At 69.0% G+C, this 20,225-nt stretch carries 22 protein-coding genes; 14 read left to right on the top strand and 8 right to left on the bottom strand.

Annotated elements, in window-relative coordinates:
- The first annotated feature begins 55 nt into the window (after positions 1 to 55).
- The 3 genes from rpsU (at position 56) to CLD20_RS07315 (ending at position 1,548) form a co-directional block, all read left to right on the top strand.
- Positions 56 to 325 carry a 30S ribosomal protein S21 gene (gene rpsU / locus CLD20_RS07325; RefSeq protein WP_224405982.1) on the top strand — a complete coding sequence of 90 codons (270 nt, stop codon included), beginning with the start codon at positions 56 to 58 and terminating at the stop codon, positions 323 to 325.
- A 49-nt stretch (positions 326 to 374) separates the two neighbouring features.
- Positions 375 to 1,202 carry a tetratricopeptide repeat protein gene (locus CLD20_RS07320; protein ID WP_224405928.1) on the top strand — a complete coding sequence of 276 codons (828 nt, stop codon included), beginning with the start codon at positions 375 to 377 and terminating at the stop codon, positions 1,200 to 1,202.
- A gap of 148 nt (positions 1,203 to 1,350) precedes the next feature.
- Positions 1,351 to 1,548: a DUF1127 domain-containing protein gene (locus tag CLD20_RS07315; RefSeq protein WP_224405927.1), complete on the top strand. Its 198-nt coding sequence runs from the start codon at positions 1,351 to 1,353 to the stop codon at positions 1,546 to 1,548.
- Positions 1,549 to 1,552: 4 nt separating this feature from the next.
- Here CLD20_RS07315 and CLD20_RS07310 read toward each other — a convergent pair whose 3' ends face one another.
- Complete coding sequence (locus CLD20_RS07310; protein WP_224405926.1) at positions 1,553 to 2,956, bottom strand: MmgE/PrpD family protein; 1,404 nt, start codon at positions 2,954 to 2,956, stop codon at positions 1,553 to 1,555.
- 211 nt (positions 2,957 to 3,167) lie between these two features.
- On the opposite strand from CLD20_RS07310, the gene CLD20_RS07305 reads away from it, so the two are divergent.
- Positions 3,168 to 4,358 (top strand): acyl-CoA dehydrogenase family protein, encoded by a 1,191-nt coding sequence (locus CLD20_RS07305; protein ID WP_224405925.1) that lies wholly within the window; start codon positions 3,168 to 3,170, stop codon positions 4,356 to 4,358.
- Positions 4,359 to 4,365: 7 nt separating this feature from the next.
- On the top strand, positions 4,366 to 5,478 hold the full coding sequence (locus CLD20_RS07300) for a CaiB/BaiF CoA-transferase family protein (protein ID WP_224405924.1): 1,113 nt from the start codon (positions 4,366 to 4,368) through the stop codon (positions 5,476 to 5,478).
- A gap of 24 nt (positions 5,479 to 5,502) precedes the next feature.
- Here CLD20_RS07300 and CLD20_RS07295 read toward each other — a convergent pair whose 3' ends face one another.
- A complete protein-coding gene (locus CLD20_RS07295) occupies positions 5,503 to 6,246 on the bottom strand; it encodes a GntR family transcriptional regulator (RefSeq protein WP_224405923.1) in 744 nt (247 codons plus the stop codon).
- Between the two features lie 346 nt (positions 6,247 to 6,592).
- On the opposite strand from CLD20_RS07295, the gene CLD20_RS07290 reads away from it, so the two are divergent.
- Positions 6,593 to 7,528 (top strand): MaoC family dehydratase N-terminal domain-containing protein, encoded by a 936-nt coding sequence (locus CLD20_RS07290; RefSeq protein WP_224405922.1) that lies wholly within the window; start codon positions 6,593 to 6,595, stop codon positions 7,526 to 7,528.
- A gap of 3 nt (positions 7,529 to 7,531) precedes the next feature.
- Here the strand turns inward: CLD20_RS07290 and CLD20_RS07285 are convergent, their stop codons facing one another.
- The 3 genes from CLD20_RS07285 to CLD20_RS07275 are packed head-to-tail and all read right to left on the bottom strand — an operon-like array spanning position 7,532 to position 10,075.
- Positions 7,532 to 8,461 (bottom strand): U32 family peptidase, encoded by a 930-nt coding sequence (locus CLD20_RS07285; RefSeq protein WP_224405921.1) that lies wholly within the window; start codon positions 8,459 to 8,461, stop codon positions 7,532 to 7,534.
- A gap of 50 nt (positions 8,462 to 8,511) precedes the next feature.
- Positions 8,512 to 9,498: a peptidase U32 family protein gene (locus tag CLD20_RS07280; RefSeq protein WP_224405920.1), complete on the bottom strand. Its 987-nt coding sequence runs from the start codon at positions 9,496 to 9,498 to the stop codon at positions 8,512 to 8,514.
- 22 nt (positions 9,499 to 9,520) lie between these two features.
- Positions 9,521 to 10,075 (bottom strand): SCP2 domain-containing protein, encoded by a 555-nt coding sequence (locus tag CLD20_RS07275; protein WP_224405919.1) that lies wholly within the window; start codon positions 10,073 to 10,075, stop codon positions 9,521 to 9,523.
- 97 nt (positions 10,076 to 10,172) lie between these two features.
- Between CLD20_RS07275 and CLD20_RS07270 the strand changes: the two genes are divergently transcribed.
- The 8 genes from CLD20_RS07270 (at position 10,173) to CLD20_RS07235 (ending at position 16,905) form a co-directional block, all read left to right on the top strand.
- Positions 10,173 to 11,705: a UbiD family decarboxylase gene (locus CLD20_RS07270; protein ID WP_224405918.1), complete on the top strand. Its 1,533-nt coding sequence runs from the start codon at positions 10,173 to 10,175 to the stop codon at positions 11,703 to 11,705.
- Positions 11,702 to 12,268 carry a UbiX family flavin prenyltransferase gene (locus tag CLD20_RS07265; RefSeq protein ID WP_224405917.1) on the top strand — a complete coding sequence of 189 codons (567 nt, stop codon included), beginning with the start codon at positions 11,702 to 11,704 and terminating at the stop codon, positions 12,266 to 12,268. The genes CLD20_RS07270 and CLD20_RS07265 overlap by 4 nt, the downstream gene beginning before the upstream one ends.
- Positions 12,269 to 12,330: 62 nt before the next feature.
- Positions 12,331 to 12,705: a PepSY domain-containing protein gene (locus CLD20_RS07260; RefSeq protein WP_224405916.1), complete on the top strand. Its 375-nt coding sequence runs from the start codon at positions 12,331 to 12,333 to the stop codon at positions 12,703 to 12,705.
- Between the two features lie 10 nt (positions 12,706 to 12,715).
- Positions 12,716 to 13,387 carry a response regulator transcription factor gene (locus tag CLD20_RS07255; protein ID WP_224405915.1) on the top strand — a complete coding sequence of 224 codons (672 nt, stop codon included), beginning with the start codon at positions 12,716 to 12,718 and terminating at the stop codon, positions 13,385 to 13,387.
- Positions 13,384 to 14,739 (top strand): HAMP domain-containing sensor histidine kinase, encoded by a 1,356-nt coding sequence (locus tag CLD20_RS07250; protein ID WP_224405914.1) that lies wholly within the window; start codon positions 13,384 to 13,386, stop codon positions 14,737 to 14,739. Before CLD20_RS07255 ends, CLD20_RS07250 begins: the two co-directional genes overlap by 4 nt.
- A gap of 94 nt (positions 14,740 to 14,833) precedes the next feature.
- Positions 14,834 to 15,979 (top strand): cytochrome b/b6 domain-containing protein, encoded by a 1,146-nt coding sequence (locus tag CLD20_RS07245; RefSeq protein ID WP_224405913.1) that lies wholly within the window; start codon positions 14,834 to 14,836, stop codon positions 15,977 to 15,979.
- The gene (locus CLD20_RS07240) at positions 15,976 to 16,371 is read left to right on the top strand and encodes a DUF1924 domain-containing protein (protein ID WP_224405912.1); all 396 of its coding nucleotides are present in this window, start codon (positions 15,976 to 15,978) and stop codon (positions 16,369 to 16,371) included. The genes CLD20_RS07245 and CLD20_RS07240 overlap by 4 nt, the downstream gene beginning before the upstream one ends.
- A 21-nt stretch (positions 16,372 to 16,392) precedes the next feature.
- Positions 16,393 to 16,905: a diheme cytochrome c gene (locus CLD20_RS07235; protein ID WP_224405911.1), complete on the top strand. Its 513-nt coding sequence runs from the start codon at positions 16,393 to 16,395 to the stop codon at positions 16,903 to 16,905.
- A 140-nt stretch (positions 16,906 to 17,045) separates the two neighbouring features.
- Here CLD20_RS07235 and CLD20_RS07230 read toward each other — a convergent pair whose 3' ends face one another.
- From CLD20_RS07230 to CLD20_RS07220, 3 genes are all read right to left on the bottom strand, one after another.
- A complete protein-coding gene (locus CLD20_RS07230; RefSeq protein ID WP_224405910.1) occupies positions 17,046 to 17,402 on the bottom strand; it encodes a TraR/DksA C4-type zinc finger protein in 357 nt (118 codons plus the stop codon).
- Positions 17,403 to 17,440: 38 nt separating this feature from the next.
- Positions 17,441 to 18,679 (bottom strand): MFS transporter, encoded by a 1,239-nt coding sequence (locus CLD20_RS07225; RefSeq protein ID WP_224405909.1) that lies wholly within the window; start codon positions 18,677 to 18,679, stop codon positions 17,441 to 17,443.
- 121 nt (positions 18,680 to 18,800) lie between these two features.
- Complete coding sequence (locus CLD20_RS07220; protein ID WP_224405908.1) at positions 18,801 to 20,081, bottom strand: threonine/serine exporter family protein; 1,281 nt, start codon at positions 20,079 to 20,081, stop codon at positions 18,801 to 18,803.
- Positions 20,082 to 20,225: the final 144 nt, after the last annotated feature.

Raw genomic sequence — 20,225 nt, 5'->3', positions numbered from 1 at the left:
CGGGCTTTTGCGGTGGCTGGCTCCTTCCGTCACCGGCCCGACGCGAACGCCGCGGATTTCCGCGGGACCGGAACGGGACGAAAGGAACGGGATCAACGTGCAAGTCGTCGTCAGGGACAACAATGTCGATCAGGCGCTGAAAGCGCTGAAGAAGAAGATGCAGCGCGAAGGCATCTTCCGCGAGATGAAGCTGCGGAATTTCTACGAGAAGCCTTCCGAGAAGAAGGCGCGCGAGAAGGCGGAGGCGATTCGCCGCGCCCGCAAGCTGGCTCGCAAGCGCGCGCAGCGCGAGGGTCTCATCCCCGGCAAGCGCCGCGGCCGCTGATCGGTCCGCTCATTTCTTTCACCGCCAGAGCTTGAGGCGAATACAGGCCATGAAGCCCCGATCGGCACGATTCTGGCCAGCGGCTGCGCTCCTCGCGCTGACGCTTGGCGCCTGTCAGTCGATGGGCGGTGCAGGCCTGTCGAACCGGGTGGATGTGGATCCCGCCACGGGTTCGGAGGCCAATATCGGCTCGCTGACGGCGGTGATCGAACGCAATCCGCGCGATCCTGCGGCCTACAATGTGCGCGGCGCGGCCTATGGCAAGGCGGGCGACTACAAGCGGGCGCTGGAGGACTTCGACACCGCGCTTCAGCTCGACCCGAATTTCGCGCCGGCCTATGCCAATCGCGGCCTGATCCATCGCCTTCGCGGCGATACGCAGGAAGCCTTCAACGATTACTCGCGCGCCATCCAGGCCGATTCCAATTACGCCACGGCGTATATCGGCCGCGGCACGATCTATCGTCAGCAGGGTCGCTACAACGAGGCGCTGAACGATTATCAGCAGGCCATCCGCCTCGATCCGACCGACCCGCAGGCCTTCCACAATCTCGGCCTCGCCCAGCAGGCGCTGAAGAACCACACCGGCGCCATCGAGAGCTTCACCACCGCCATCGGCCTGTCGCCGCTCGCCTCCGAGCCGTTCAACGGCCGTGGCCAGAGCTATATGGCGCTCGGCGATTACAAGACCGCCCTCGACGACTTCAACGAGGCGGTCAAGCGCGATCGCAATTCCTACATCGCCTGGACGAATCAGGGCCTCGCCCTGGAGGCGCTCGGCGATCGCCAGAAGGCCTTCGCCGCCTTCGCCCGCGCCGCCAACCTCAATCCGCGCTACGCCCCCGCCAAGGAAGGCATGCAGCGCACCACCGTTTGAGGCGGCGTTCCCTCCCCGGCCATGCGCCGGCTTTCTTCCTTTCTCCCATTCCCGCTTGAGTGAGCTTCCTCACAGTCACGTTTCACGTGGCGGCGCATAGCCTCCCGCCTTCCGGAGCAGACCGCTCCGAAACGCACAGGAGAGGATTATGCGACCGCGCATCTTCGCAGCACATGACGCAGCTTGGCGCTCCCGCCCGGCCGCCGTCGCGCGCCTTGGTCTGGCGGCGGTGCTGCTTGGCCAGCTCGCCCGCAACAGGCGCGCTGCGCGTGACATGCGCCATCTGCGCAATCTGTCGACCCGCCAGCTGGACGATATCGGCCTGACGCATCGCGATCTGCGGTGAGACCCTATTCGGCGGTGATCGCTCCCGGGCCGGGCGCACGCAGCAGGCCACGCATGTCGGTCGCCCCTTCCAGCGCCTCGATCCGCCGCCGGAGCATCTCCGCCGCCTCGCCCAGGACCGGACGCGCCAGCGCCGAGAACTTCTGCGCGAGCATGGCCGCGCAGGGAAAGCTCTCAGGCTCACCCGCCGGGTCGCAGACCAGCCTTTCGAGCCGCTCGCCGCTCGTCAGGGTCACCGCGACCCGCCCGCCGAAGGGATGCGCCCTGCCCTCCAGCGCCGCGTCGCGCCGCACATCGAAGCGGGCCGCGAGCGCTTCCACCTGGGGCTCGCCGAGCCGCGCATAATCGTCCCAGCCGAAGCTTCCCTGAAGGAGTGCCAGCGCGCCGGTGAACGGCATGGAGAACTGGCCGTCGACGATGTTGCGCGCCCGGCGCTTGGCTTCGATCGGCTCCGCCGTCAGCGCGATGCCGTTCCTGTGGAGCCCGACCTCCACCTTCTCGATCTGGCCCGGCTGAAGCCCGTATTCGGCGCGCAGCGCGATCAGCGCGTCGAGCGCGGCATGCGTGTAGCGGCAGGATGGGTAGGGCTTCACCGCAATGCGCATCGTCTCCCATTGCGAGCCGAGCCCGGCGACGGCGTGGGCCGGATCCGCCCCGTCGGAATATCCGGCAAGGAAGCCGTGCCGCCCCTCGATCGCCTCGGCGGCGCCCTGAAATCCCTCGCGCGCCAGCGTCGCCGCCATCAGCCCGTTCATTGCCGCCGCGCCCACCTGATAGCGCTTGTTCCAGGCACCGCTTTGGAGAAACTGCAGCGATCCGGCCGCCTGGCTGCCGGCGATGCCAAAGGCGCTGGAGATCGATTGAGGCGTAAGGCCGAAGACCCGCGCCGCGGCCGCCGCCGCGCCGAACGTGCCCGCGGTCGCCGTCGGGTGGAAGCCGCGGGCGTAATGTGCCGCCGGATCGAGCGCCAGACCGAGCCGGCAGGCGACCTCGTAGCCGGCCACGATACCGGCGATCAGCCTCGTCCCGTTCGCCTCCACCATCTCGGCGGCGGCGAGCGCGGCCGGCACGACCGGCGCGGAAGGGTGGAGCGAGCTCGCCGCATGCGTGTCGTCGAAATCGAGCGAATGGCCGAGGGCGCCGTTGAGGAGCGCGGCCGCGGCGGGCGGATAAAGATGCGCGTCGCCGGCAACGCTCGCCAGGCACTCCCCGCCGAAATCCGGCGCCATGCCGAGGGCCTTCAGCGCCGCAAGCAGGGCGGGCGTGGAATCCGATTGCGCGCGCGCCCGGATGGCGCTGCCGAAGAGGTCGAGCGTCAGCGCCTTCGCCCGGCCCACCACCTCTGCGGGAATGTCTTCAAAGCCGAGCCCCGCAACAAAGCCCGCCAGCCTGTCGGTCTCGCCTGCCATCTTCGCCTCCGCCGCTGCCGCCCGCCTGCCCGCAGCCCGCCTGCCTTCAGGCGGGACCTGCCGGGAGCGACGCCCGATCGCCTTGCCTCGGCCAGGGCGCGGGGGCATCTTGCCGCCCTTCCGCGCCCGGCTCGGATATCCGGCGCGCGCCGCCCCGCCGCCGCTCTCGTCCCAGAAGAAACCCTCGGACCCGACAAGACAAGGCCAAGCGATGTCACTCGACGATCCCACCGCCGCCCACCGGCAAGGACAGGAGGAAGCGCTCCGCGAAATCCGCCTCGCCATCCGCAAGCTCTGCGAGCGCTTCGGCGACGAGTACTGGCGCCGCCTAGACCGCGAGCGGGCCTATCCGGCGGAATTCGTCGCCGCGCTGACGCAGGCCGGCTATCTCGCCGTGCTCATCCCGGAGGAATACGGCGGCTCCGGCCTCGGGCTTTCGATGGCCGCGGCGATCATGGAGGAGATCCACCATGCCGGCGGCAACGGCGCCGCCTGCCATGCGCAGATGTACATCATGGGTGCGCTGCTCCGGCACGGCAGCGAGGCGCAGAAACAGCGCTACCTGCCGGGCATCGCATCGGGCGAACTGCGCCTCCAGGCTTTCGGCGTGACGGAGCCGACCTCCGGCACCGACACCACCTCCATCCGCACCTTCGCCCGGCGCGAGGGCGAGCACTACGTCGTCAACGGCCAGAAGGTGTGGACCTCGCGCGCCGAGCATTCCGACCTGATGCTGCTTCTCGCCCGCACCACGGCGAAGGAGGAGGTCGAAAAGCGCACGGACGGGCTTTCCGTCTTCCTCCTCGATATGCGCCAGGCGAAGGAAGCGGGGCTGACCATCCGCCCGATCCGCACCATGATGAACCACGCCACCACCGAGGTCTTCTTCAACGACGTGAAGGTGCCGGCCGAAAACCTCGTCGGCGAGGAGGGCAAGGGCTTCCGCTATATCCTCTCCGGCATGAACGCCGAGCGCATCCTGATCGCCGCCGAATGCATCGGCGACGCCAAATGGTTCCTCGACCGCACGACCTCCTATGCTAGGGAGCGCGTCGTCTTCGGCCGGCCGATCGGTCAGAACCAGGGCATCCAGTTCCCCATCGCCCGCGCCTATGCGCAGATGCGCGCCGCCGAGCTGATGGTGCACGAGGCCGCGCGCCTCTACGAGGCCGGCGAAAACTGCGGCGCGGAAGCCAATATGGCGAAGATGCTGGCCGCCGAGGCGTCCTGGGCGGCGGCCGAGGCGGCCGTGCAGACGCATGGCGGCTTCGGCTTCGCCGAGGAATATGACGTCGAGCGCAAGTTTCGCGAGACGCGCCTTTATCAGGTGGCGCCGATCTCCACGAACCTCATCCTGTCCTATCTTGCCGAGCATGTCCTCGGCCTACCCCGTTCCTATTGAGGCGGCGATGCCCGGACCGCTTTCCAATATCCTCGTCGTCGCCATCGAGCAGGCCGTCGCCGCGCCCGTCTGCACCGTGCGGCTCGCCGATGCGGGCGCGCGCGTCATCAAGATCGAGCGCGAGGCCGGCGAGACGGCGCGCCACTACGACAGCGCGGTGAAGGGCACGAGCGCCTACTTTGCCTGGCTCAACCGCGGCAAGGAGAGCTGCGTCCTCGACCTCAAGGACGAAGCCGATCTCGCCCTGGCCCACCGCATGGCGGCCCGCGCCGACGTCTTCGTGCAGAACCTCGCCCCCGGTGCGGCGGCACGGCTCGGTCTCGGCAGCAAGGAGCTGACCCGGCGCCATCCGCGTCTGATCGCCCTTGATATCGTCGGTTACGGCCAGGAGACGCCCTACCGGCAGATGCGGGCCTACGACATGCTGGTCCAGGCCGAGAGCGGCATCTGCGCGGTGACGGGCACCGAGGAAACGCCCTCCAAGGTCGGCGTGTCGGTCGCCGACATCGCCACCGGCATGAGCGCCCATGCGGCGATCCTGGAAGCCCTGATCGAGCGGGCCGGCACCGGCCGCGGCCGGGCGATCGAGATCGCCATGTTCGACGTCATGGCCGACTTCATGTCGGTGCCGCTGCTCCATCTCGATTATGGCGGCCGCGACACGCCCCGCATGGGTCTCAGCCATGCCTCCATCTATCCCTATGGCAGCTTCGCCTGCGCCGATGGCGCCGTGATCGCCGTCGTCCAGAACCCGGGCGAATGGCGGCGCTTCTGCGAGGGGGTCCTGAAGCGGCCGGATCTCGCCGGCGATCCGCGCTTTGCCGACAATCCTTCCCGCGTTCGCAACCGCCCGGAGCTCGACGCCATCATCGGCCCCGTCTTCGCAGCGGAGACGCGGGCCGAGATGATCGCCCGGCTGGAGGCAAGCGGGCTCGCCTGGGGCAAGGCATCGAGCCTCACCGAGCTCTCGCGCCACCCCGCGCTGCGGCGCATGGAAGTGGCGATCCCCGGCGGCAGTTTCATGAGCGTCGCCTCCCCGCTCCGTCCGGAAATGGAGCCGGCTGGCGTGCCTTCGCTCGGCGCCGACACCGATAAGGTCCGCCGGGAATTTGCTGCCTGACTCAAGAAGCAGCGAAGGACCTCGTTACTCGGCGCGGGCGGCGATGCGCGCCAGTGCCGCGGCGAGCGAGCCTCCGCCCGTCTCCGGCTGCGGCCTGACGTTCGCTTCGCGCGCCTCGGCGGCGCGCACGACATTCTCAATGATGTTCTGGTAGTGGCGGATGCAGGCCTCCTCGGCGGCCTTCCCGTCGCGACGGGCAACCGCTTCGTAGATATCCTGCACCTCCCTTGCGCACGCGGCGATCCGGCCGGAGCGGACGAGTTCGGCGAACCAGATGCGCGCCACGCGCGCATAGATCGGCCTCAGGGCGGATGCGGCGGACCGGTTGCGGGCCCCTTCCGCGACGATCTCATAGAAGCGGTATTTGCGGCTCGTGAAGCTCTCCACGTCGTGCTTCTCCGGCTCCTCGGTGAGCGCACGCACGACCTCCCCGAGCTGCTTGATCTGCCGGTCGCTCGCCCGCTCCGCGAACTGGCGCAAAAGCAGAGCCTCCAGCGCGCCGCGCGTGGCGAAGATGTCCTCGGCGTCGCGCCGTTCGAAGGTCGCGACGATCGCTCCACGATGCGGCATCGAGGTGACGAGGCCCTCGCTTTCGAGCTCGCGAAGCGCCTCGCGCACCGAGGTGCGGCTGACGCCCAGTTCCTCGCACAATACCCGCTCGCGCAGCCGGGTGCCGGGCTCGACCTCCCCCGTGGCGATGGCCAGGCGCAACATGCTCGTCACCTGATGCCGTCGCGGAGCGCCCTCCTTCTCCAAGCGACTCGTCATGGTTACTCCCCCGGCCAGGCGCTGCCTTCGGGAGGGGTTTCCCTGAACGTAACGTAACGTTACGCAAAATGAATGTGGTCGCGCGTGCTCCCGGACGATCGGCCAATTGCCGTGTCCGGAGAAGACGTTCGGGCCCCCGCCCCGACCCGGAGCCTGGTTCCGGGCCATATGCTCACACCTCCCGGTTTATGCTTAACCGGCGCGTAAGCTCGGATATGCTTATCATGTTTTTTGTATATGGCGTAGCTGTTCGACCGGCCGTGACGTAACGGCATCTGCTCCTTTGGCGTTTTCGCCGCATCCCTCTTTTGTCTATTAGTCGGCAAAGCAACTTCAGGAAGTAGAAATGGCGATCGAGAATACCTCTCCCGCCACGTTTGATCTTGGGCATCTGCGCGGCTGGATCGGTCGGCGGGAGAAAGCGGCGGACATCGTGACCCCGCGGCTGGTGGGAGCCTTCCGGGCCATGCTCGGCGACGCTCCCGGCGAACCTGCCGAAGGCGACGAGGCGCCGCCCTGCCTCCATTGGTGCCTTGCCCCGCCGCTCGCACCGGCTTCCGCCCTCGGGCCGGATGGCCATCCCGCGCGCGGCGGTTTCCTGCCGCCGGTGCCGCTGCCGCGCCGGATGTGGGCGGGCGGCCGGCTCGATTTCTCCGCGCCCCTTCTCGTTGGCGAGACGGTGACGCGCACCTCCACCGTCTCCGACATCGCCGTGAAGGAAGGCCGGAGCGGCCTGCTCTGCTTCGTCACCGTCGACCACGTCATCGAAAGCGCGCGCGGCACGCTCCTGACGGAGCGCCAGGACATCGTCTACCGCGAGGCTGAGGAGACGGCGCGCCCGGCCCCCGCCGCCCAGAAACAGGAAGGAGAACGGGACGAGCGGCAGAGAGAGCCGCAGGGCGGATCTGCGGGCGAGCCGATGCCGGCCCCACGCTGGCAGCGCCATGTCGCCGCCGATCCCGTCACTTTGTTTCGCTACTCCGCCCTCACCTTCAACGGCCACCGCATCCATTACGATCGCCGCTACGCCATCGAGAAAGAGGGCTATCCGGGTCTCGTCGTGCACGGCCCGCTGCAGGCGACATGGCTCGTCCGTCTGGCCGAAGAAACGCGCGGCGCCGCGCCGCGGCGCTTTTCCTTCCGCGGTGTGAAGCCGCTCTTCGACGGCAGCGACGTGACGCTGAACGCCGCCGAGGCGAACGGCAATCCCGGAACCGGCCTCGACCTGTGGGTCGCAGGTGCCACCGGCGCGCCGACATTGCGCGCCAGCGCGAACTGGTAGCCCCTACGCCACCTGCCGCTCGGCCTTTTCCACCATCTCCGCCCCGTAATCGGCGAAGAGGAAGCCGTTGGAGAACCGCGCCTCCGGCAGGAGCGCGCCGAGCCGTTCCATCGCCGCCCCCGCCTCCAGCCTGCCGTCGAGCCGGGCGCGAAAGAGCCGCGCCACCTCGACCATGTCGCAGTCATGCGGCGACAGCCGGAACGAGGTGACCCCCGCCGCCTCGAGCGCCTCCAGGTCGCCGAGCACGCTCGCATGCGTGAAGGACATCGTCTGCACGCCGTTGACGGCCAAAAAGTCCTCCCCGTCCATCGTCTCCACCTTCAGCCCGTCGGCATCCTCGCCGCAGACGAACTGGCAGGAATCCTTCGAGAGCCCGTGGATGCGCGCATGGTAGCAGCGCCCGGAAATGGCGAGCGGCACGCGTCCGAAGGCCCAGACCTCCGTGTCGATGCCCGCCTTCCCGCCGGCCGCGGCCAGCGAGGCCACCGAGCCGATCGGCAGCTCCGGCGGCAGGCAGACGAGCCGCGCCCCCCGCCCGGCGAGCCAGGCGAGCGTGCCCTCGTTGTAGACGTTGACGAGCGGGCCGACGGCGAACGCCTTGCCGGCCTCCAGATAGCGCATCATCGTCAGGTCGTTGACCTCCAGCGGCAGCTCGGCGCCCTCGGCGAGCTCCTTCATCGCCTTCCGCTCGCGCGGCAGCGTCACCAGCACCAGCGAGGAGAGATAGACCTCCTTGCCGGCCTTCTGCAGCCGCTCGGCCGCCTCCAGGATGCGGTCCTCGTAGAAGGGCGAGCGCTTGGAGCAGACGACCTCGCCGAGAAAAACGCGGTCGACCTCCGCCTCGTCGGCGATGCGGGCGTAGAAGTCGCTCCAGCTGTCGGCCGGCCAGTTGAACAGGACCGGCCCGAGGGTGAGCGATGCGCGTGCGGTCAATGTCGTGACCCTTTCCTGTGTCTCAGCGCCCCAGTTTCAGCGCCCCAGTTTCACCGCCAAGTCTTGGCGTAGGCGCCGGCGGTCGTGGTCTGGCCCTCGGTGAGCCGCTTCAGTTCGTTCGCCATGATCGGCAGGCCCTTGGCCTGCGCCTCCGTGGCCTCGCGGAAGGAGCGCACCACCGTCTGGATGTAGGAGCGCGAGCGCTGCCTGCCCTCGATCTTCAGCGCCGTCACGCCGGCCTTGGCAAATTCCTGCAGCAGCGTCGCCGCGTCCAGGCTGACGGGATCCTCGAAGACATGCCCCTCGTATCCGCCGGCCGAGAAGCAGCCCTTGCACAGCGTCGGATAGGGCGCCGGCGCGCCGCGCTTCACCCGGTTGATGGTGAAGGGGCCGAGCTTGGAGACGAGGTCGGAGCCTTCCTCGCGGTAGACGACGTGGCTCGCCGGCGAGCAGGCGCCGTTCATGTTGGGCGAGCGGCCGGTCGCATAGGCCGAGAGCGCGCAGCGCCCCTCCGCCATCACGCAGAGACCGCCGAAGACGAAGACTTCCGTCTCGCATTTGATCTGCCGGTTGATGGCGGCGATCTCCTGCACGGTGAGGACGCGCGGCAGAACCACGCGCTTCACCCCGAAAGTGTCGACGTAGAAGTTGATCGCATCCGCGTTGGCGGCCGCCGCCTGCACCGAAAGGTGCCGGCGCAGCTGCGACTGCTTTTCCGCGGCATAGGCGAGAAGGCCGAGATCGGCGAGAATCACGGCGTCGGCGCCGTATTTCGCCGCGTCGTCCACGGCGGCGTGCCATTTTTCCGGCTCGCCCGCGCGCGGGAAGGTGTTGATCGCCACGAGCAGCTTCACGCCGGCATTGTGGGCGTAGCGCACCCCCTCGGCGAGTTCCTCGCGCGAGAAGTTGAGCCCCGGGAAATTGCGCGCGTTCGTTTCGTCGCGAAAGCCGCAATAGATCGTGTCGGCCCCCGCATCCACGGCGGCGCGGAGCGCGGCCGGTGTGCCGGCCGGGCAGACGAGTTCGAGCCGATCCATATCGAGACCCCTGGAATTGCCCCTAGAATTGCATTGTGTCGACGCGGCGCAGCGGCAGGCCGGTGACGCGCTCGGCAATGGGCGTTGCCCGCTTGAGGAACGGCTCGATCGCCGGGCGGAAAGGCCCGAAGGCGGCGGCCGCCTCTTCCATCAGGTCGATCTCCCCGTCATCGAGCGCGTTGCGCAGCGCCAGCACCGCCTCCGTGTCCCCCTCGATCACGATGTCGCGGGAGAAGAACAGCGCATCGCCGTCGAAGGCGCCGTGGATCATCCCCATCAGAGCGCCCAGCGGGCCGGCGATTCGCGCATCGAACATGCCCTCCTCGCCCCTTCGCAGCGGCTCCACCGTCGGCCTGTCCTGCCGCGGCTTCAGCCGGAAGACGAAGGGAAGGTCGAGCGGATCGATGAGGAAGGTCTTCTCGGCATGGTGGTCGAGACGCGCGAAAAGCCCCGGCCGCCGGCGGATGAGCCCGAGGACCATCCTTTCCAGCATCAGGCGGAGCGGCAGAAGCGGCAGCGGTCGCAGGAATAAGCGGACCGGCGCCGGCACGGCGACGATATCGATGGCAGGCTGCATGACGGCGTCATTGCGCCCCGAACAAAGCAGGGCGTCCTTGATCTAGCTCAAAGCCGCCACGGCCGCGCTGCCGCATCGATCGCGCAAGGGTGATGCTTTGACCTTCCGCGACCTGCCGACCTTCCGCACGCTGCGCGACTTCCTCGACCATCTCGCGCGCGAGGGCGATGTCGCGCGCATTTCCGAGCCCGTCTCCATGGTGCACGAGGTGACGGAGATCCAGCGCCGTGTGCTGGCCTGCGGCGGCCCGGTGCTGGAGTTCGGCCATGCGCTCAACGCGGCCGGCAAGCGCGCCGAAATGCCCGTCGTCACCAATCTCTTCGGCACGGTCGAGCGCGTCGCCGCCGGCTTCGGGGTGAAGCGCGAGCGGCTCGGCGAGCTCGGCGAGGCCCTGGCGGCGCTGCGCTCCCCACAGCCCCCGCACGGCCTGCGCGACGCCATCGCGCACCTGCCGATGCTGAAGGCGGCGCTCAACACCCGCCTCGACAAGGTGAAGAACGCCCCGGTCCAGGCGGAGGTGCTGCGCGGCGCCGATGCGAGCCTTGCGCGCCTGCCGATCCAGACCTGCTGGCCGGACGAGCCGGCGCCGCTCGTCACTTGGCCGCTCGTCATCACCCGCCCTCCGGGCGAGGGGCCGATGAATGTCGGCGTCTACCGCCTGCAGATGCTGGACGAGCACCGTCTGATCATGCGCTGGCTGGCGCATCGCGGCGGCGCCGCCCACCACCGCGCCTGGGCGAAGAAGGGCAAGGACATGCCCGTCGCCATCGCCATCGGCGCCGATCCGGCGACCATCCTGTCGGCCGTGATGCCCATTCCGGAAACGCTGTCGGAGCTCGATTTCGCCGGTCTTCTGCGCGGCGAGCGCCCGAAGGTCGCCGAGGGCGTCACCGTGCCGCTGCCGGTGCCGGCCGAGGCCGAGATCGTTATCGAGGGCTACGTCTCGGCCGAGGAGACGGCGCCCGAAGGCCCCTATGGCGACCACACCGGCTACTACAACGCCGTCGACGATTTTCCGGTGATGCGCGTGACGGCGATCACCCATCGCCGCGACCCGATCTATCTGTCCACCTATACCGGCCGCCCGCCGGACGAGCCCTCCGTCATCGGCGAGGCGCTCAACCACCTGGCCAAGCCCCTCATCGTCCAGCAGATGCCGGAGATCGTCGACGTCTGGCTGCCGCCGGAGGCCTGCTCCTACCGGCTCGCCATCGTCTCCATCAACAAGCGCTATCCGGGCCAGGCCCGCCGCGTCATGATGGGGCTTTGGGGCATGCTGCCGCAGTTCAGCTACACCAAGGGCGTCGTGGTCGTGGACGAGGATATCGACGTGACGAACCCGGCCGATGTGGTCTGGGCACTGTCGACGCGCATGGATCCCTCGCGCGACCTTCTCGTCCTCGATTCGACGCCGATCGACTATCTCGACTTCGCCTCCCCGCAATCGGGCCTCGGCGGCAAGCTCGGCATCGACGCCACCACCAAGATCGGCGCGGAAACGAGCCGCGAATGGGGCCGCGTCTTGAAGATGAGCCCCGAGGTGGAGGAGCGGGTGGACAGGCTCTGGCCGCGCCTCGGCCTTTCGGGAAAATATGCCGCAAGGCAGCCGGCCGCCCGGAGAGCGGGATGAAAGCCCCCGTCGTCGTGGGCATCACCGGTGCCTCGGGCGCCGCCATCGGCCTGCGCGTCGTGGAAATCCTCGCCGGCATGGACTTTCCCGTCGAGCTCGTCGTCTCCCGCGCCGGCGAGAAGACGCTTGCCGAGGAGATCGGCCCGGACGCCCTTTCGGCGCGCAATCTGCGCCCCCATCCGATCGACGCCGTCGGCGCGGCGATCGCTTCCGGCTCCTATCCGACTTCCGGCATGATCGTCGCCCCCTGCTCCATGCGCAGCCTGGCCTCCATCGCCTATGGGCTTGCCGACAATCTTCTTTCGCGCGCCGCCGACGTCCATCTGAAGGAGCGCCGGCGCCTCGTCCTCGTCGCGCGCGAGACGCCGCTCAACCTCGCCCATCTGCGCGCCATGACCGCCGTCACCGAAATGGGCGGCATCGTCATGCCGCCCGTCCCCGCCTTCTATCTGAAGCCGAAAAGCGTCGGCGAGATCGTCGATCAGATCGCGCGCCGCGCCGTCGATGCCCTGCAGATCGGCCCGCCCTCCGCCTCCGCCTGGGATGGCGGCGGCCTCGCCTGAAATCCGCTCGGCCTTCCCGCCTGTCAGGGGCGCGTCAGCCAATCCGGGCTAGGATCGCGGCAATGAAGCGTGCGCTCTTCCTACTTTCATTCCTTCTGGCCGCCCCGGTCCTGGCGATTCCACTCCTTGCCGTCCCGGGCCTTGCCACCCCGGCCTTTGCCGATGGCCGTGGGCACGACCACGACCGCGCCCGCGAGGCCCTGTCGCGTGGCGAGGTGCTCTCGCTTGCCGATATCCTGCCCGCCATCGAGAAGCGCTACGAAGCCAGGATGCTGGAGGTCGATCTGGAGGAAAAGCACGGGACCTATGTCTACGAGCTGGAGCTGATCCGGCCGGACGGAAAGATCCTGGAGATTCTCGTCGATGCGGCAACGGGCGAGGTTCTCCGCGACCGCCCGCACGGCCATGACGGGCGTTCGCGCAAGCGGCGCGACTGAGGAGCCGACGATGCGCGCGCTCGCCGTCGAGGACGATCCGAGAATTGCCGCCGACCTCGCTGCCGCCCTCTCTTCCGCGGGCTTTCGCGTCGAGACATGCGGCGACGGAGAGGATGCCTGGTTCCTTGGCGACACGGAGGAATACGATCTCGTCGTCCTCGACCTCGGCCTGCCGCGCCTCGACGGGCTGACGCTCCTGAAGCGCTGGCGCGCCAACGGCCGCGAGATGCCGGTTCTCGTCCTTACCGCCCGTGGCGCCTGGACCGAACGCGTCGAGGGCATCGATGCCGGCGCCGACGATTATCTGCCGAAACCCTTTCGCATGGAGGAGCTCGTCGCGCGGGCACGCGCTCTCGTGCGCCGCTCCGCCGGGCGCGGCTCCGCCGTGCAGGTCTCGGGCGACCTCACTTTGGACGCCATCCGCATGACCGTCGCGCTGAAGGGCGTGCCGGTGCCGGTGACGACGCTCGAATACCGGCTTCTCGCCTATCTGATGCTGCACAAGGACCGGGCCGTGCCGCCGACGGAGCTGCTGGAGCATCTTTATGGCGACGAGGATTCGCGCGACACCAATGCGATCGAGGCGCTGGTGACGCGCCTTCGCCGCAAGCTCGGCCCGGGCATCGTCGGCACGCGGCGCGGCTTCGGCTATTTCCTTGAGGCCGGGAGCGGCCCGGCTTGAAGCGGCTTTCCCTCAGGCTCCGCCTCATCCTCGCCGGCGCGGTCGCCGTCCTCCTCGCGCTGGCGCTCGCCTCTTTCGGATTGTCGGCGCTCTTTGCGGCCCATGTCGACCGCCGCGCCCTCGCCGAGCTTTCCGTCCAGCTCGACCAGGTGCTCGCCGGCCTCGAACGCGGGGAAGACGGCCAGCTCGCCCTTTCCAGGACGCCGGCCGATCCGCGCTTCGAGCGTCCGCTCGGCGGTCTCTACTGGCAGATCGTCGAGGGCGGGACGACTTTGCGCTCGCGCTCGCTGTGGGATTATGTCCTGCCGCTGCCGCCCGATGAGCTGAGCGACGGGCAGAAGCACGTCCACGAACTCGCAGGCCCTTCCGGTGAGCCGCTCCTGACGGTGGAACGCAGCGTCACCCTGCCCGAACGCCTCGGCGGCGGAACGGCACGGGTCACCGTCGCCATGGACCGGACCGAGCTGGAGGCGGCGCGCCGCGACTTCCTCGGCGACCTTTTGCCCTACATGGCGATCCTCGCCCTCTTCCTCATCCTGGCCGGCGGCCTTCAGATCGCCATCGGCCTCAGCCCCCTCGCGGCCGTGGAGGCACGCGTTTCCTCCGTGCGCTCCGGCGCCGCGCGCCGCCTCGGCGCCGATTTTCCCGCCGAAGTGCGCCCGCTCGCCGGCGAGGTCGACGCGCTCCTGGAGGAGCGCGAGAAGGAGATCGCCCTTGCCCGCGCCCGCGCCGGCGACCTTGCCCACGGGCTGAAGACGCCGCTCCAGGCCCTGCTCGGCGAAGCCGGCCGGCTGCGCGCCACGGGAAGGCAGGACGCCGCCGGCGCGATCGAGGAGATCGCGGGACAGATGCGCCGGCACGCCGACCGCGAGCTCGCCCGGGCGCGCACCGCCATCAAGAGCAAGGGCGCGCGTTCCGAGCTTGCTGGCGTCGTGGAAAGCCTTGTCGGCGTCATCCGCCGCACCGCCGAGGGCGCCGAGATCGAATGGCGGACGGATGTTCCCGCCGGCCTTGCCGCCGCCATCGACCGCGCCGACCTTGCCGAGGCGCTGGGCGCGCTGGTCGAAAACGCCGCAAGGCATGCGCGCGAGACGGTCTCGATCTCTGCGGCAAGGCAGGGCGGGCGGATCGGCCTCGTCGTGCGCGACGACGGCCCGGGCATCCCGCCGGAGCGGATCGCCGCGCTGATGCAGCGCGGCGCGCGCGATACCACCGGACCCGGCACTGGCCTAGGCCTTGCGATCGCCGCCGAGATCGCCGAGGCGGCAGGCGGATCTCTCTCCCTGAAGCGCTGCGAGCCGGGCCTGGAGGCTCTCCTCCTCCTGCCGGAAGCGGGCACGCCGCCAGCCTGACATTTCGCTGACAGGCCGGATCAGGCCGCCGTCAGCGACCTCCTGCGATGGTGCTCCCCGACCCGCGAGGAAGCGGGCCGAGATGGGGGCCGCGATGCTGCAGAGAAATCCCGAAACCGTCATGCTCACCGCCAGGGTGAAGGTCTGGGACGTCTTCGTGCGCCTCTTTCACTGGTCGCTCGTCGCCGCCATCACGGTCGCCGCCCTCACCGGCTTCCTTGCCGACGCCGCTTGGATCCGCTGGCACATCGCCGCCGGTCTTGCTGCCGCCGGCCTCGTCCTTGCCCGCATCGTCTGGGGTTTCGGCGGCCCGACCTATGCCCGTTTTGCCGATTTCGTCCCGCGCCCGGCCGCCCTCTTCGAGCATCTTTCGGAAGGGCCGCGCCACCGGGGTCACAACCCCCTCGGCGGGGCGATGGTGCTGGCCTTCATGGCCGCGATCCTCGTTCTGGCCGTCACCGGCCTCGCCCTTCTCGGCGGCGTCCTGAAGACCGGTCCCCTCGCCTCGCTCGTTTCCTTCGACACGGGCCATGGGTTCGGCGAGGTCCACGAACTCCTCGCCTTCGCCCTTCTCGCCATGGTGGCGCTGCATGTCGCTGGCGTCCTTCTGGAAAGCCGCCGCAGCCGGGAAAATCTCGCCGCTTCCATGCTCACCGGCGAAAAGGAAGCGCGGCCGGGCGACCATCCCTCGCGCCCCGTCGCGGCGAATGCCATGGCCGCGGCCGCCGTCATGGCGCTCCTCGCCGCCATCCTTCTGGCCGCCAATGCGAGCCTTGCCTCCCGGCCGATCCCACGGATGCCGGTCGCGACCCTCGACCCCGTCTATGCCGAGGAATGCGGCGCCTGCCACATGGCCTACCATCCGAGCCTTTTGCCTGCCGCCTCCTGGCAGGCGCTGATGGCCGGGCTCGAAGACCATTTCGGCGAGAACGCCTCGCTCGATGAAGAGACCGCCGCCGAAATCGAATCCTGGCTCCTCGCCAATGCCGCCGGCACGGCCGACACCAAGCCGGCCCACGTCCTTGCCCGCACGGCCGAGGCCAACCCATTCACCCTGACCGAGACGCCCTTCTGGAAGCATGTCCATGGGGACCTGCCGGAAGCGCTCTTTGCCTCCAAACCGGTGGGCAGCGCCTCCAACTGCGCCGCCTGCCACCGCGACGCGGCCTCCGGGCTCTTCAGCCCCTTCGCCATCGACGTCCCATCCCCCACCCGCATCAACAAGGAGACCCAACAATGAAAGCCCATCTTCTGATCCTGCCCGCGCTTCTCATGGCGAGCCCCGCTTTCGCGGCGGACACCTCCCCCGCCGAGCTTCTCGCCCGCTATTCCGCCGAAGCGGGCACGGCCGCTGACCCGGCGCGGGGGCGCGAGCTCTTCCTCGCCAACCATTCGGGCGGCAAGCCGGAGACACCCTCCTGCACCACCTGCCACACCGACGATCCGCGTGCCGCCGGCAAGGCGCGCACCGGCAAGGCGATCGACCCGCTCGCGCCCTCGGCCAATCCCGAGCGGCTGACCGACAGCGCCAAGGTCGAGAAATGGCTCGGCCGCAACTGCGACAGCGTCCTCGGCCGCGCCTGCACGCCGGGCGAGAAGGCGGACATCGTTGCCTGGCTCTCCAGCCTCTAAACCGCACAAAGGAAAACCGCGATGAACCGATCGGCCTTCACTTTCGCCACCCTTCTCGCCCTTGGCGTCACGGCCATCGGCGCCGCTCTCGCCCCCGCTCTCGCCCCTGCTCTCGCCGATGGCAGACGGGGGGAGGGCCACCGCGTCGCCCCGGTCACCCACCAGGCAACGCAGGAGGAATGCGGCGTCTGCCATATGGCCTATCCGGCCGGCTTCCTGCCGCAGGCATCCTGGAAGGCGGTGATGGGCGACCTTGAAAACCATTTCGGCGAGAACGCCGCCCTCGACGAGGCGGTCCGCGCCGATATCGAGGCCTATCTGCTCGCCAATGCCGCCGATGCCGGCGGCTGGCGCCCGCGCGCGCTGCGAGGCGTCAACATGGCGAACCCCCCGCTGCGCATCTCCGAGCTTCCCTGGTTCAAGCGCGAGCATGACCGAGAGATCTCACCGCGGGCGCTGGAGAAGGCCGGCTCGATCGCCAATTGCGCCGCCTGTCACCGAGGCGCCGAGCGCGGCTATTTCGAGGAAGACTGATACCTGCGGGCCGGGCTTGGCGGGCCTTCTCCGAGGGCCCGGGCCAACTTCCCCCTGGCGCGGGCTCGCCCGGCCCGACTTTTTATCAAGGCGTGCCTTGCCGGCCCGCCAAGCGGCTCGGGGCCGGGCGCTGCCCGGCCCTACCTTTCCTCAAAGGCCGCACAGGCTAGGCAGAGCCGCGCGGCCGGATCGGCCTTCAGCCGCTTTACCGCGATCGGCTCCTCGCAGATGGCGCAATATCCGTATTCTCCAGACTCAAGCCGGGCGAGCGCCGCCTTCAGCGCATCAATCCGCTGCGTGCGCCGGCGACCGGAAGCCATCGCCATCGCCTGCACCTGCATGGCGTCCATGCGCGACAGGCGCCCGACCCCCTGCTGGTCGAGTTCCACCGGCTTGCGATCCTCCGCACTATTGCCATCCAGGGCCGTCAGCTCGGCAAGCTCGGCCTGCATCGCGGCACCGAGCGCCTGCAGTTCCTGCGGCTCGAACTCGCCCATGGCCTACCCCTCCCAGCGCCGCCCCTTGCGGCCTGGCGCTATCGCGGCGAGGCCTCAATCTGCACGGGCATCCTACCCGTGAGCGCGAACAGCGACATCAGCGTGGCGGCGAGCCCGGCGAGGATCAAGCCGAGCGAGATCGTCCCGATCGGCACGCCGGCATCGAGGAAGAGGCCGAGCACGGCCGGCCCTGCCGCCGTGCCGGCGACCATCAGCATCGCCGCGAAGCTGCGGACCGTGCCGAGCCGGGCAACGCCATAGACCTCCGCCCAGACCGAGCCGAAGGTCGTCTGCACCAGCCCGGAGGAAATCCCCATCAGGGCGAAGAAGACGAACAGCGCCGCCGGGCCCGAATAGAGCCCAAGCACCGCGATCCCGCAGAAGAAGGGAAGGTTGATGACCGGCAGCATGCGCCGCGCGGTCAGCCGGTCGATGACGAAGCCGGAGAGAAACAATCCGCAGAAATTGCCGAGCGCCATCGTCGAGAAGCCGCTGGCGATGAGTTCGCGCGACCAGCCCTTCGCCATGCCCACCGGTTCGATATGAAACGTGAGCGCCGTCGAGGTGAAGGGCATGAACAGGAGGATCGGAACGGCGAGCCAGAAGAAGCGCGTCTTCGTCACAGCCCTCATCCCGTCGAGCGCACGCGGCGCCAGCGTACCGGCAGGCCGTTCGGCCGGCATGAAGAAGCGCCTGTGGCCGGCGATCAGCCAGACGAGGACGGGCAGCGCCGCGACGAGGAGGAAGACGCCGACGATGGCGTAACTCAGCCGCCAGCCGAAGCCATGGATGAGAAAGGCCGCAACGACCGGCGTCGCCGCGATGGCGACCGGAAAGCCGAGGCTGGTGACGGACAGCGCGAGCCCGCGGTCGAGCGTGAAATAGCGCGCCACCGAGGTCGTCTCGATATGCGTCATCAAGCCCTGTCCGCACATCCTCAGCAGCAGGAAGGCGACGAAGAGCATGGCCGCGTTTATCGCGATGGAGGCGGAGAAGCAGGCGAGCGCCAGGCCCGCCACGGCGAGGGAGACATAGACCCTGAGATCCAGCCGGTCGATCCAGTGCCCGACGAAGGGCAGAAGGCTCGCCGAGGAAAGCGTGGCGGCAAGATAGATCGCGCCCATCTCGGCGGCGCTGTAGCCGAGGCTCGCACCGATCGGCGCCACGAAGAGGGCGATGAAGAAGGTCTGGCCGGGGCTGGAAAGAAAGGCGGAGAAGGCGCCGAAGGCAACGGCGCGTGGCTCCGTCCTGAGGAGCTTGATGTGTCTGGAAAACATGAGAGCCTATTCGGAAAGTGGCGAGAGCCGGCTGCGCCGCTTCGCCGCATGCCCCATTCCTAAACCCATCCGGCCGCCGCGCAAACCCGCGCGGCTCTGGGAAGGAAAGAGAGCTAAGCGTTCAGGCCGGGAAATCCGGCCGCTTCAGGATGGAGCTTACGATGGTGAGGCCGGCGCCGATGGCGCCGATGGTGAAGCCGGCCTTCAGCGTGTATTCGACCGTCGTCATCAGCGTCGCCTGCGCGTCGACCGGCGCCTGCGCCGTCAGCTCCATGAGGCCCATGATGCCCTGCGAGGCGGCGCTGCCTGGTACCATGGGGATGCAGCCGGCGACGGCGAGCACGTTGCCGGCGCGTCCCCAGCGATCGGGCAGGAGGTTGACGAGGCGCACCCCGATCGCGACCGAGGCCGCGGCGACAAAGGAGGCGGCGGCCAGGCTCCAGCCGAGATCGAGACCGATGCTGCGCACGAGGAGCGCCAGCGCACCGGCCGCAGCGGCCCAGGCGAGCGTCGGCCAGCCGAAATTGAAGAGGATGCCGAAGCCGAAGGCGGCTGTGGCGCCGAAGAAGGCCTGGTGCGCGAGGCCATGCGCGATCGGCGGCACTTTCGGTCCGGCGACGCCGAGGCTCATCTGCGCCGCCCAGACGCCGACGGTGATGAAGACGAGGATCATCGCCACCGTCATCGCCCGCGCGCTGCCCATGGTCGGATAGCCTTCCATGATGTCGGTCTGCGCGTTGAGCACGGGAACCCCCGGCACGAGCAGCAGCACGGCGGAGAACATCGCCGCCTGCAGCATCGGGCTGCCGACGAGTTCGCAGCCGAGGCCCGCCGTCGCCGAGGCCACGCAGGCGACGATCGCCGCGACGACGAAGGCGTTGGTGTGCGCCTTGAGAAGAAAATGCCGCAGCCCCTGCCCGATCGTCCCTCCGGCCAGGACCGGAACGAAAGCCTGCCAGTCGACGCCGAGGAGCCGGCCGAAGGAGGCGCAGGCAAGCCCGACGGCGATGGCGACGAGGTACCAGGAATGGCGCGGCGTCGCGGCGGCGACCCGCCGGAAGGCCTTCAGCGTCGTTGCCGCGTTCATGTCGCCCCGCTTCACCCGAGCACAGAGGCGCCGCGCGGCGTGGTTGAGGCGAAGGTTGACGCCATGGGCGCCGACCATCCGCATGCGGGTGATGGTGTTCTCGCGGGAGGAGACGGTGATGGCGAGCGAGGCAAAGCCGATGCGGACGTAGATCTCCTCCGCGCCCAGCCCCTCGGCGACCATCACCATGCCCTGACGCACCACGTCGGCCTTGGCGCCGGTCTCCACCAGCACGCGGCCGGCCTCGAGCGCCGTCATGGCGACCTGTTCCAGATGGCGGTGGCGCAGTACGACCGGATCATTCCTGTCGGTCATCTCGTCTCCCGAGGAGCGCGGCCCACCCTTCGCGCGAATGCGGTTGCTGTGGGCGGATGCCTAGCACGTCACATCATGCTGCGCCGCAACATGACGGAATACCTGCTGCCCGCCCATCCTCTGCCCTCACCGAGAGAGACCCGC

Source organism: Afifella sp. IM 167 (assembly GCF_020144925.1).
Lineage (GTDB): Bacteria > Pseudomonadota > Alphaproteobacteria > Rhizobiales > Afifellaceae > Afifella.
The sequence above is the reverse complement of the archived record's forward strand: the minus strand, read 5'-3'. Positions and strand labels throughout refer to the sequence as shown.